The 12043-nt window shown below is 58.6% G+C and carries 9 protein-coding genes; 3 read left to right on the top strand and 6 right to left on the bottom strand.

The genetic code is table 11. From position 1 onward, the window contains the following. Window positions 1–113 precede the first annotated feature (113 nt). Window positions 114–1673 carry a molybdopterin-dependent oxidoreductase gene (locus tag JX292_RS00950; protein WP_204860457.1) on the top strand — a complete coding sequence of 520 codons (1560 nt, stop codon included), beginning with the start codon at window positions 114–116 and terminating at the stop codon, window positions 1671–1673. A gap of 397 nt (window positions 1674–2070) precedes the next feature. On the opposite strand, the gene JX292_RS00945 is transcribed toward JX292_RS00950, so the two are convergent. From JX292_RS00945 to JX292_RS00935, 3 genes are read right to left on the bottom strand one after another with little or no spacing between them, the layout of a single operon-like run. Then, complete coding sequence (locus tag JX292_RS00945) at window positions 2071–2718, bottom strand: LutC/YkgG family protein (RefSeq protein WP_204860456.1); 648 nt, start codon at window positions 2716–2718, stop codon at window positions 2071–2073. Next, a complete protein-coding gene (locus tag JX292_RS00940) occupies window positions 2718–4358 on the bottom strand; it encodes a lactate utilization protein B (protein WP_204860454.1) in 1641 nt (546 codons plus the stop codon). Before JX292_RS00940 ends, JX292_RS00945 begins: the two co-directional genes overlap by 1 nt. A gap of 16 nt (window positions 4359–4374) precedes the next feature. Then, window positions 4375–5169 (bottom strand): (Fe-S)-binding protein, encoded by a 795-nt coding sequence (locus JX292_RS00935; protein ID WP_204860452.1) that lies wholly within the window; start codon window positions 5167–5169, stop codon window positions 4375–4377. 802 nt (window positions 5170–5971) lie between these two features. On the opposite strand from JX292_RS00935, the gene JX292_RS00930 reads away from it, so the two are divergent. Continuing rightward, window positions 5972–7645: an L-lactate permease gene (locus JX292_RS00930; protein WP_204860451.1), complete on the top strand. Its 1674-nt coding sequence runs from the start codon at window positions 5972–5974 to the stop codon at window positions 7643–7645. Between the two features lie 233 nt (window positions 7646–7878). Further along, entirely contained in the window at window positions 7879–8766 is an 888-nt protein-coding gene (locus tag JX292_RS00925; RefSeq protein WP_204860450.1) for a FadR/GntR family transcriptional regulator, read from the top strand. A gap of 109 nt (window positions 8767–8875) precedes the next feature. Here the strand turns inward: JX292_RS00925 and JX292_RS00920 are convergent, their stop codons facing one another. The 3 genes from JX292_RS00920 to JX292_RS00910 are packed head-to-tail and all read right to left on the bottom strand — an operon-like array spanning window position 8876 to window position 12026. Then, window positions 8876–10033: an ABC transporter permease gene (locus tag JX292_RS00920; protein ID WP_204860447.1), complete on the bottom strand. Its 1158-nt coding sequence runs from the start codon at window positions 10031–10033 to the stop codon at window positions 8876–8878. Beyond that, a complete protein-coding gene (locus tag JX292_RS00915; RefSeq protein ID WP_204860437.1) occupies window positions 10034–10810 on the bottom strand; it encodes an ABC transporter ATP-binding protein in 777 nt (258 codons plus the stop codon). Between the two features lies 1 nt (window position 10811). After that, window positions 10812–12026 carry a peptidoglycan-binding domain-containing protein gene (locus JX292_RS00910; RefSeq protein ID WP_204860435.1) on the bottom strand — a complete coding sequence of 405 codons (1215 nt, stop codon included), beginning with the start codon at window positions 12024–12026 and terminating at the stop codon, window positions 10812–10814. Between the last annotated feature and the right edge of the window lie 17 nt (window positions 12027–12043).

Below are 12043 nucleotides of genomic sequence, written 5' to 3'. Positions count from 1 at the left end.
CACAAGGAGGAATATATGAGCGAGAGAGTTTACTCTCCTTAGATATCCCCTCTAGGCCTCGCACTGAATCCTAAAGATTGTCTGCACACACAGTCACTTCCGAAGGAAACATCATGCACCATCTACTCCTTACCGCGAGTACCGGTGGCGTGGAGCTGGACTTCCCTGCCTGGCTCCGAATTACCCACTTTATTAACTTCATTATGATGGGCTTCCTGATTCGTTCAGGTTGGGAGGTTCTTGCTTCTCACCCCCGTCTGTACTGGAACAACCACTGCACCCCGGGTTCCGAGTGGCTGAAGTTCACTAAGGATAAGGTTTCGACTGTTCCTGGTGAGTTCACCGCCCGTGACGATCAGCGCCGCCTGTCGCCGCTCATCTCCCTGCCCGGTAAGGGCCAGATTGGTCTGGGCCGCGCATGGCACGCACTGGTCACCTTCATCTGGATTGCTAACGGCCTGATTTACGTGGGCCTGCTGTTCCTGACCGGTCAGTGGCGTCGTATTGTGCCCACCAGCTGGGACATCTTCCCCAAGGCGTGGGAGTCCATCCAGATTTATGCTGGCCTGCAGATTCCCTCGATTGAGCACTTCCAGCCCTACGACGCTCTGCAGCAGATTATGTACTTCACCGTGGTGTTCATTGTTGCGCCGCTGATGATTGCAACCGGCCCGATTATGAGCCCGGCCTTCTGCGGTCGTTTCCCCGGCTACGTGCGTCTGTTCCGTAACCGCCAGACTGCTCGTTCCATCCACTTCTTGGGTATGGCTTTCTACTGCGTGTTCAGCGTGATTCACGTTGCTCTCGTCTTCGTGGTTCACCCGCAGTACAACATCGCCCACATGATGCTGAACAAGCCGTACAACGAGGTTGACGCTGCTCAGTTCGCACAGGCAGTGACCATGCTGATTGGTGGCGTCGTCTTCGCTGTGGCTCTGTGGCTCCTGGCTTCCTACTGGTCCCTGCGCGACCTGCGATTCACCCAGACCTTCATTTGGGGTCTGACCCAGCCGATTCGTAACGTCCTGCTGGACCGCATCTCTTCGCGTCAGGTTCAGAAGAAGACCTTCACCGATGCTGATATCTCCCCCTTCCACTGGGTTAACACTCGTCCCCCGACAGAGCGTGAGAGCACCGAGTGGAACCGTCTGAAGGAGCAGGAGTTCGTTGACTACCGCCTCGAGATTGGCGGTCTGGTGAAGGAGCCGAAGTCCCTGAGCATCGACGATTTGAAGAAGCTCGGCAAGGAAGTCAACATCACCATGCACACCTGTATGCAGGGTTGGACCGGTATCGCTAAGTGGGAGGGCGTGCGCCTGCGCGATGTTCTCGCGCTGGTAGAGAAGACCGACGAAGCCCGCTACGTCATGGTCACCTCCTTCGGCCACGTGGGCCACACCTACGACGGCCGCCCGACCGAACCCTACTACGAGTGCCTGGACGTCTCCATGGCAATGGAAGACGAAACCATCCTGGCATGGGGCATGAACGACAAGCCGCTGCCCGACGTGTACGGTGGCCCGCTCCGTCTACGTGCTGACTCCATGCACGGTTACAAGATGGTGAAGTGGGTCCGGAAGATCGAGTGGATTAACGATTACCGCGACGTTGGCGACGGCCAGGGCGGTAGCCGTGAGGACTCCGGTCTGCAGCACTTCGACGCACGTGCCTAATTCGTAGCGCGTCCTCTCAGACCATTCGGTCCGTGTGTATCTGGCGGACCCGGCTCTGGGGAGCACACACCTTGGGCGGGGGAAGAGCAATCTTCCCCCGCCCTTGTTTTGTGCCGCTGTACTCTATACGTACCCTATTGGCCAGGCCCTGCAGAGCCCAAAGGCACCCGATGGGGCTCTACACCGGATTTTAGTGCAAGGGTATATTTCTAGGCCGGGGCTAAGGGCCCCAAGCCTCGTAGCGCGGACGATGATTGCTCATAAAAACACCGTAGCTTCTCCGCTGACAGCCTGAGCTTGCCGTGTGACAAGGAGAAAAGCGCACCTTAAACGTAAAGAACCGCCTAGCGGGCTCTGAAGGCCTGCTAGGCGGTTCTTTATTGAGGGGGTTCCGTTTTTACTTGGCGTCGTAGATGATGACGTCCAGGGTACGGGGGCCGTGCACACCCTCCACACGGATCAGCTCGATATCGCTGGTTGCCGACGGACCAGAAATCATGGTCACGGGGCGGGTGTAGGTGATACGCTCAATCGACTCGGGCACCAGTTCCACCACGGTGGAACGCGGGACCACGCAGATGTGGTGGTCGGGCACCAGGGTGATGGCGCGGCGGCCTTCCTCCGGGTTGGTGTTCAAGAAGATGGTGCCGGTCTCTGCGCAAGAGACGGTCGAACCGGTCACTACAGCGTCCACGGCGTCCAGTTCCTTCAGGCTCAGGCAACCGGGCTTGAGGGTGCTACCGGAGTCGGTGACGTGCTTGCGCTCGGCGGTGTCGGCGGGCAGCCACTTCTTGTCCAGGCCCTCGGGTACCACGTAGGTGGACTTCTCACCCAGGCGCTCCGCGATAACCTCGGAGATGTTCTCCGGGTTGGCGAAGAAGACGTTGGCCTTGTAGTCAATCAGACGGTCGACGAGCATGTCGATGGTCTGCTCTTCGGTCAGCTCGCTGACGCGACGGTAGTTACGTACGGGCTCGGGGGCGACGGGTGCGTCGGCCAGGGACGAGCGGATACGTGCGAGGATATCTTCCTTAGCAGAGGACATTATGCGTTGTTCTCCTTAGCTTCACGGCCTGCCTGGGCGTCCATAGCGGCCTTGGCGTTTGCTGCCGCCTCAGCGACCTTACCCTTGTTTGCCTCAATAAGGGCCTGAATGTCAACGCGCTCAGCGTTATCGCGTGCCGGAGCCTTGCCCTTCTCCTTCTTCCACCAGTTGCGGAAGGATTCCTTGGGGGGCTCGGGGATGTCGCGGTAAGCGGTCCAACCACCGACGATACCGGGAACAGCGGTGATCTTGTGCTTGCGGCCGCTGATGAGGCGGGACATGGGCAGACCACGCTCTGCAATGGACATCATCTTGCCGGAGGTGAAGAGCTTCTTCGCGCCGAGCATCATGCCGTCCATCTGCGAGAAGGGAGCCTTCTTGTTGCCCTCGAACTCACGGACAGCGTGCTTGGACTCAACGTCCTTAGCGCGCAGGTGCACGAGGACCTCGGGGAAGTTAATCTTCACGGGGCACACCTCGTAGCACGCACCACAGAGGGAGGATGCGTACGGCAGAGAGTTGTTGTGCGCAGCCTCGATACCGGAGAGCTGCGGGGACAGAATCGCACCAATGGGGCCCGGGTAGGTGGAGCCGTAGGCGTGACCGCCTGCACGCTCGTACACGGGGCACACGTTCATGCATGCGGAGCAACGGATGCAACGCAGTGCCTGGCGACCGAGCTCATCGGACAGAACGGCGGTACGGCCGTTATCGATGAGGATGACGTGCATGTTCTGCGGGCCGTCACCGGGGGTCACACCGGTCCACATGGAGGTGTAGGGGTTCATGCGCTCACCGGTGGAGGAACGGGGCAGCAGCTGCAGGAAGGCCTCGTAGTCCTGGAAGGTAGGCAGAATCTTCTCGATACCCATGAAGGTAATCAGGGTGTCGGGCAGGGTGAGGCACATACGGCCGTTACCCTCGGACTCCACGATGGTCAGAGTACCGGTCTCAGCAATACCGAAGTTGGTACCGGAAACTGCCACGGTGGTGTTCAGGAACTTGTTGCGCAGACGGTTACGGGATGCCTCTGCCAGTTCTGCCGGCTCATCGGTGATGTCCGGGTTAATACCCTCAATTTCGCGCAGGAAGATGTCGCGGATTTCGCGGCGGTTGCGGTGAATTGCAGGCACCAGAATGTGGGAGGGACGGTCGTGGCCGAGCTGCACGATTTCTTCCGCGAGGTCGGTCTCGATAGCGTTGATGCCGTTTTCTTCGAGGAACTCGTTCAGGCCGGTCTCTGCGGTTGCCATGGACTTAATCTTGATGATTTCGTCCACGCCCTGCTCACGGATCAGGTCCAGAGCAATCTGGTTTGCCTCGGAGGCGTTGCGTGCCCAGTGCACGTGGCCGCCTGCGGCGGTGAAGTTACGCTCGAACTGCTCGAGCAGCTCGGGGAGGTTGGCCAGAACATAGTTCTTGACGGATTCACCGGTGTTACGCAGGTCCTGCCAGTCGGGCACCTCTGCGGTGACGCGTGCGCGCTTGTTACGAATTGCGTGGGTCACGAAACGCAGGTTGGCGCGCAACTGCTTGTTCTTGAGTTCTTCCTTCGCGTACTTAGGGAAGGGGGTTTCTTCGAAAATGTTGCCCTCGCCGTAGTGGACGACCTTGGGCATACCAAGCTGAATAGCGGTCATGAGGTCTTATCTTTCCTTAGCCGATCGAGAGCTCAACACGCTCGGAGTTGATCTTGAGCGGGTTTTCCTTGGTGGATGCGAGAATCTCAGCGAAGTGGATGGTCCGAACGTTCGAGCCACGACGCATCAGCGCGCCGCCGATGTTCATCAGGCAGGAGCAGTCACCACCGCTGCAGACGGAAGCGCCGGTTGCCTCAACGTTGTCAGCCTTGTCGTTGACCATTGCGCCGGAGACGTCAGCGTTCTTGAAGGAGAAGGTACCGCCGAAGCCGCAGCACTGATCCATGCCCTCAAGCTGGGTGTACTTAATACCCTCAACAGTGCGGAGCAGGTCCTGCTGGCGGGTGCCCAGGCCAAGCATGCGCATACCGTGGCAGGAGCTGTGGTAAGTGACGTGCTCGGGGAAGTAGGAGCCAAGCTGCTCGGCAGCGTTGGTGATGCCCAGAATGTCAATCAGCAGCTGGGAGAGCTCGAAAGTGCGGGATGCAATCTGCTCAGCCTTCAGGGCGAGCGCTTCGTCGCCACGACTACGTGCAACCATTGCCTGCTGGTGGCGCAGGGAGGCAACGCAGGAACCCGAGGGGGCTACGGCTACGTCCCAGTCCCAAGAGTCAAAGGCCTCGACGTGGTTCTTAACGATTTCATAACCGTCGTCGAAGTAACCCGAGTTGACGTGCATCTGGGAGCAGCAGGTCTGGTTCGGGGGGAAGACAACCTCGTGGCCCAGGCGCTCAAGAATTTCGACGGTGGCGCGAGCTACGCGGGGGTACATGCCGTCAACAATGCACGTGGAGAAGAGTGCAATACGCATGACTTTTCCGTCCTTTCCTCTGTGTTCAGAGTTTCTCGGTCTCACCGCCTGCGTCTGGGGCAGGCGGAGCATTGTTGTACGCAGCAGGGTCGTTGGTGGGATGCCCTAACAGTGCGGACAGACGGTGCACGCCCCAAGTGGAGGTGGGATGCGGTGGGATCAGAAACCGTAGTGATGTCTTATCTCGTCCTTGCTATTTAACACTGTTGCGTTTCTTTTCTCTACTCGAAATAGGGCATACTTTCCTTGTTAAATAAAGAGTTAGGTCATCCTGACATAAAGGTGCCTTTTCCTGTCTTTCGGTATATGCAAACTCATCTCTTCCGTGCTGAGAATTCGGAGCACGCCACCCAAAGGCATTTGAACGCTCCTCAAACGCAGATGGACAATGTGCGAATATGCAGGAAATAGACTCATACGTTCCTTTTTTCACCGTTTAAGGGACATTATTTTTCATAAACTCAACAATTGGTGTGCATTTTTACCTGCTATGCCTAATGCCCACCCCCATACAAAGATGCACACTCCCGGGTCGGGTTCGAAGACCAGGTGTCAGAACCTGGAATTAACTGTCACCACCGCAACATGGCGGCAAATTCACAGAAAAATTTCGAATCTACCGCATCCGAAGGCCTACAGCGGAGCTGAGCGTTTTGGTGAAACAGCAACACGTCAGGTATGGTTCTATACATGCGATGAATGGTCTGACCACATCCCCGCGAGGGAACAAAGATCCGTTCGCTCACGCACCATGAAATGGTCAGACCATATACAAGACACACCCTGAACCAAAGGAGTTCCAGTGGAAACTTACACCGCTGTAACCAATGCAGTTGGAGGTAGCCTCGGGCTGAGCGCGCTCGTCGCCACGATCCCCCTCCTCACCTTCTTCATCATGCTCCTGGGCATCAAGGCACGCGCCCACTGGTCCGCAATCGTGGCCCTGGTAGCATCCATCCTCGTGGCAGTCCTCGGCTTCCACATGCCCGCGGACCTCGGCGGTCTGAGCGCCGTCCGCGGCGCCATCTACGGCCTGGTCATCTGCTGGGTGATTCTGGGCGCTATCTGGTTCTACCAGATCACCGTTCTCTCCGGCCGCTTTGAGGACCTGCGCCGCGTCTTCGACCGCCTCGGTGGCGGCGACCTGCGTATCCAGGCAATCCTCATCGCATTCTGCTTCGGTGGCCTGCTTGAGGCGCTAGCCGGCTTCGGCGCTCCCGTCGCAATTACCGCAACTATGATTCTGGCCCTGGGCGTCAAGCCCCTCAAGGCCGCTATCACCGTGCTGCTGGCTAACACCGCTCCTGTGGCCTTCGGCGCCGTCGCTGTTCCGATTACCACCGCGGGTGACGTTGGTGGCAAGGACGCCCACATGATTGCGACCATCGTTGGTCACCAGGCTCCGTTCCTGGCAATGCTCGTTCCGCTCATCCTGCTGGTCATCCTGGACGGCATGAAGGGCCTGAAGGACGCTTGGCTGCCTGCACTAGTCATCGGTGTCTCCTTCGCTATCGCACAGTGGATTACCGCCGCAACCCCCGCGTACAACCTGACCGACGTGGTCGCCTGCATCGTTTCCATGGGTGTTGCTGTGCTCTTCCTGCAGTTCTGGAAGCCCCGCGGTGTCGAGGGTGTTCGCGAACGCTACGGCCTGCCCGCACAGAGCGCAGAGAAGGAAGCTCTGCCCGCCGTTCGCGTGTGGATGGCACTGCTGCCCTACCTGATCGTGGTCATCATCTTCGGTATTGCTAACCTGCACGCCGGCCTGAAGGCATGGCTGAAGAGCTTCGTGCTCAAGGTCGATATTCACGCCCTGAGCTCCCGCCTGGTCACCGCCAATGGCAAGCCCGTCAAGGACGCTGTCTACAACTTCGCATGGATGGCTAACCCCGGCACCCTGCTCGTCATCTCCGGCCTGATTGTTGCCGTTGTCTACTTCATCTTCAACGAGAAGGGCCGCTACGCCTTCAAGTTCCCGGCAATCTTCACCGAGTTCGGTTCCGTTGTCTACCGCATGCGCTGGTCCATCCTGACCATTGCTTCGGTTCTGGCACTGGCCTACGTCATGAACTTCTCCGGTCAGACCATTGCTATGGGTACCTTCTTGGCAGGCCTGGGCACCGTCTACGCGTTCCTCGCACCGGCTCTGGGCTGGATTGGTACCGCTGTGACCGGTTCGGACACCAGCGCAAACGCACTGTTCTCCAAGCTGCAGGTGTCTGCTGCTGAGAACCTGCAGCACGCAGGTATCCACGGCGCAACCCCCGAGCTCATGCTGGCTGCTAACACCACCGGTGGTGTGGTCGGTAAGATGATCTCCCCGCAGTCGCTGGCTATTGCTGCTACCTCCGTGGACATGGAAGGCAAGGAATCCGACATCCTCAAGGCTGTTGTTCCCTGGTCCTTCGCAATGCTCGTGGTCGTCTGCATCCTGGTCTTCTTGCAGACCAACGTTCTGTCCTTCCTGATTCCCTAATCTTGGTTTTTGACTGAGACCAGGTCAGGACGAGGTGCGGAGTTTCCGCCTCGCACCACTGGACAGGCCACCATATTATTCGCCCCGGTTTGACCGGAGGCCACAGCGGGGCGGCGTACCTTTCCGGTATCGCCGCCTCGCTTTCTTTGTCTCTCAGCCACCCTTTACCTCGCTTCAGCCGCTACCGGGAGCTTTCCGCTCTTCCACGCTCCCCATCATTGTTAGGAGATTCCATGCCGCAGACTTCTCATGATGACCTTCAGCCCGGTACCTCCCCATCTGACACGGCCGCATCGGGGCCTGCTCAGCCTGCGCGCCTCCAAGCTCACGAACCCATTCTGAAGGATCGTAGCTACAGCATCATCCTGGAGACCTTTGAGCGGCGCCTGCGCCTGGGTGAGTTACGTGTGGGCGATAAGCTCCCCTCCGAACGTGAGCTGGCGGCACGGCACGGCATTTCCCGCCCCTCGGTCCGTGAGGGGTTGAGGGTTCTAAACGCGCTGGGTCTGATTCGTTCCAGTACCGGATCGGGACCGAAGTCGGGCGCAATTATCATTTCGGAGCCGTCGGATGCGCTCAGCTGGGCGTTGCGCATGCACATTGCGACCCGTAGCCTGCCGGTGAAGGACGTTGTCTCAACCCGCCTGCTGTTGGAGGGCCCTGCGGCGCGTGCGGCGGCTGCTGCACCGGACACCCCGGAACGTGAGGCGGCGCTGGAGCGGGCGCGCGCGCATCTGGCGGAGATGGATGAGCAAATCAGTAATGAGCGTTTCCACTTCTGCGATACGCGTTTTCACTATGAGCTGTCGAAGCTTGGCGGCAATATTGTGCTTGATACGGTGATTGACTCTCTGCACATGGCGACGATGAGTTATGTGCAGGAGGCGGTTCCTTTCCTAAAGGATTGGGAGGCGGTCAAGCGCACGTTGCAGGAGCAGCATTACGGCATTATTGAGGCGATTGCTTCTCACGATGAGCAGGCAGCCTATGAGCGGGTGTGTGAGCACATTACGTGGTTTTATTCGCTGTCTGACCGGGCTGCGGAGGAGCGGGCGCGGCAGCATCCGGCGCGGGATCTTCTGCACGAGGATTTGTGCCACGAGAATGTACATGACAGCTAGGCTTCGCCCCTCAACCTCATAAACCCACATAGATAAAGGGCGGTGCCCCGGAAGAATGACCTTCCGGGGCACCGCCCTTATGCGCCGAGCAATTATTTCAGCGGGGCAGTTATTGCAGCAGCTCAAGCGGCTGAACCTTCGTTGCCGCGTAGGCGGGCAACGCACCCGCAACGATGCCCACAACCAAGCCGAGGAAAGGAATCCCTAGGATAAGGGGTGGTAGAGATAGTGCCCATCCGTTGAGAAGGCACACAACCCAGGAACCGAGAATACCGAGGATGAAGCCTCCAAGAGCGCCTAGAGCCCCGAGGAGAGCCGCCTCCGCCAGGAAGCTGACCGCCACATCTCGCCGTCCCAACCCTAATGCACGGTTAATGCCGATTTCCCGGCGGCGTTCCCAGACCGAAATCTGCATGGTCATCACGATGCCGAAGCTTGTCGAGACGATAAGAACCACCAGGATGATGCTCGTAAGAGCTCGGCTATCCTTCGTCAAGGAAGCACGAAGAGTCACCGGTGAAGGTGGAATCTCAATGTTTGTATCAACGGGGGTGCGTTGCGGATCGAGTACCTGCTTGAGCTGTTCCGCGACCGTATCTGCACTTCCTGGATTCACGATGACGTCCATACCGCGTTGTAGGGTGTGGGCTTGCGGCAAGAATGTGGAGGTGGTCGGCAGAATAAGAGCGCTACTGAGAGCAACGTTTTTGCCGCCATCACGGATAATGCCGAGCACGTAGGCTCGCATTCCGTTGACCTCAATCATGTTCCGCCCGGGCTCAGTACTGACCCCTAGCTCCTTCGCGAGGGCAACGCCCAGATAGACGGTAGGCTCACCGGGGCGTTCGCGGGCAGGCTCCGAAAAGTGCCCTTCGACAATGTGCGCACCTCGTGCTTTCAAACCTGCTTCTGAAACGATTGCGAGGGGTGTTTGTTGGCCCTCCTGCCCCGGCCTGTTGACCTGCGGACGCGTTGTCTGCGTATCAATGGTGACTGTACCGGCAGCTTTGACCTCTGGAACTTGGTTAACGCGCCAAAGCAGTTCATCCTCCGGTATATCCCAGGTCTGCGGCTGGAGGCGCACACCGAGCCGGGTGGAATCGTAGCTGGCCAGCTGCGAGCTCGTGTTGAGTGCTGACGACTCGCTGACGCCCACCAGCATGATGATGGTGGTTGTTCCCGCAAGCATCGCCAATACTGTGAGCAGGTTGCGGCGCCAACGGCGAACAACTGCAAGGAGAGCGTAGTGAAGGTTATTCCTTAGCATCTATCCTCCCCTGACGGCAGGTTCTTTGAGCGATTGGTGGGCCAGTTCTTCGGGACGAGTGAGTTCCGGGCTAACGAGCATCCCATCGACCATATGTAGCTGCCGGTCGCAGCGAGCCGCGATATCGGGCTCATGGGTGATGATGACCAGGCTTTGCTTCTCTGCACGGCCGGCGAGGAGCAGATCCAACACCTTGTGAGAGTTTTCAGTGTCGAGGTTTCCTGTAGGCTCATCGCACAGTAGGATACGCGGGGCGCAGGCTAACGCGCGCGCAACCGCGACTCGTTGCTGTTCACCACCGGACATATTGCGTGGAAGAACCTCCAGGCGGTGCCCCAAACCCACCTGTTCGAGTGCCTGCAACGCACGCTGATGTGCCTGACGGCCCGGTACGCCGCGCATCCGGAGGGTATGGGTAATGTTCTCGGTGGCGTTCAGATGAGCAATGAGGTGGTACGCCTGAAAGACGAAGGCAATATGCTCACGGCGCGCTACAGTTCGCTCGGCGTCGCTGGCGGTGCCCATGTTGTGGCCCAATATTTTCAGCTCACCTTCGGAGGGCTGATCGAGTAGCCCGATGATAGAGAGAAGCGTAGATTTTCCGCTTCCGGAGGCGCCGGTAATAGCCACCGACTCGCCTTCATGAATGCTGAGAGTTGCGTTTTTTAGCGCCCAGGTGGAGGGCGGGAAGAAACGCGCAATATTGTGGCACTCGATATTAGGTTTTGTAGCGGTAGCGCTCGCTGGGAGGGCACGTTCTGTCTCGTGATGAGGCATTTTAGCGCTCCTTCAGCTTCACGACGGTACCTGCCTTGAGTTCTGCAGCGGGGTTGACGAGCTCGCAGATTCCGGCGGAGCACACACCGAGGGTGACGGGAACGCTCTGACCGTTGTCCAGGGTGATGGAGTGCGTTCCATTTTCTTCAGTTTTGACGGCGGCTTCGAGCACCGCGAGGGCGTTTTCAGCGCCTCGGTTGAGAGTGACGGTTGCTTGAAAACGTGTTGATGCCGTCGTGTTTTCCGGCAAGTCGATTGTGATGGGGTAACGTTTCCGTGCGGTAGCTCCCTGTGCGGAGGTATCGCTATTAGGTCGCGCGCTGTTCTGCGCACCGTTGGAGGCACCTGCGTTAGCGCCGCCGTCAGCGTTAGTTGAGCCTTCGGGTGTGAGGGCCGCGCCCAGGGTACCTTCGAGCGGACTTCCGTTATCGGTAAGAATCTGGACTTTCTGTCCCTCGGCGAGCTCATTGCTGAGAGCGCTACCGTCCGCGGAGAGTACCAGACGGTATCCACCCGCGGATAGGGTGCACAGCGCCGGAGTTGAGGTTTGGCCTTTGGCGCCGCAGCTGTTGTCTACGGTGTATTCATTGCCGTCAGCGAAGAGGTATTCAGAGAGCGGCAGTGCGGTGCCGTAGCGTCCTTCTTCGGTTCGGTCAGTATCCCCGGGAGGGTAGTAGCCACGATCCAGGTAGAAACGGTAGACAGCGTTAGCGGTTGCTTCGCCGTAGTTTCCTTCCTCATCCCAGATACTGTAGCCGAGCGATTCTAGAGCTTCTTGGAGCTGTTTAACGTCATCGCCGCGAGCGCCTACGGCAAGGTCGCGGTAGGCGGGAATGCTACCTTTGAACGCAATGATGGGACGCTCGTTGATAGTGGTGATAATTGAGCCGTTACTCAGCTGGGTACCCGCTTTGGCGCCGTCCCTGGTCACCACTCCTTGAGGGGTTCCCACGGTGTAGCTTCGGGCGGGTGACACGCTAACTTCTCCCGAATAGGTGCGGGTAACAGTCTGCGTACTGATTCGGGTTGTTAGTTGCGCGGCTCGGGACGGCTGCGCATTGGATTCAACATTGGTGCGTAGCCCCGTATTAAGGGCGTAGATGGAGAACCCGCCGGTGATGACGAGCAGAATGACGAGCACCGGAACCAGGTAGGCGCGTATGGTTGCCGTCGTGGCGGCGCGGCGGGGGTTTTCTGAACTCTGCTGCGTGTTCATGGGTTCACCTTTCTGCG

Origin of the sequence: Rothia mucilaginosa, assembly GCF_901875305.1 — a bacterium.
Lineage (GTDB): Bacteria > Actinomycetota > Actinomycetes > Actinomycetales > Micrococcaceae > Rothia.
This window is presented reverse-complemented; position numbering and strand designations above follow the sequence as displayed.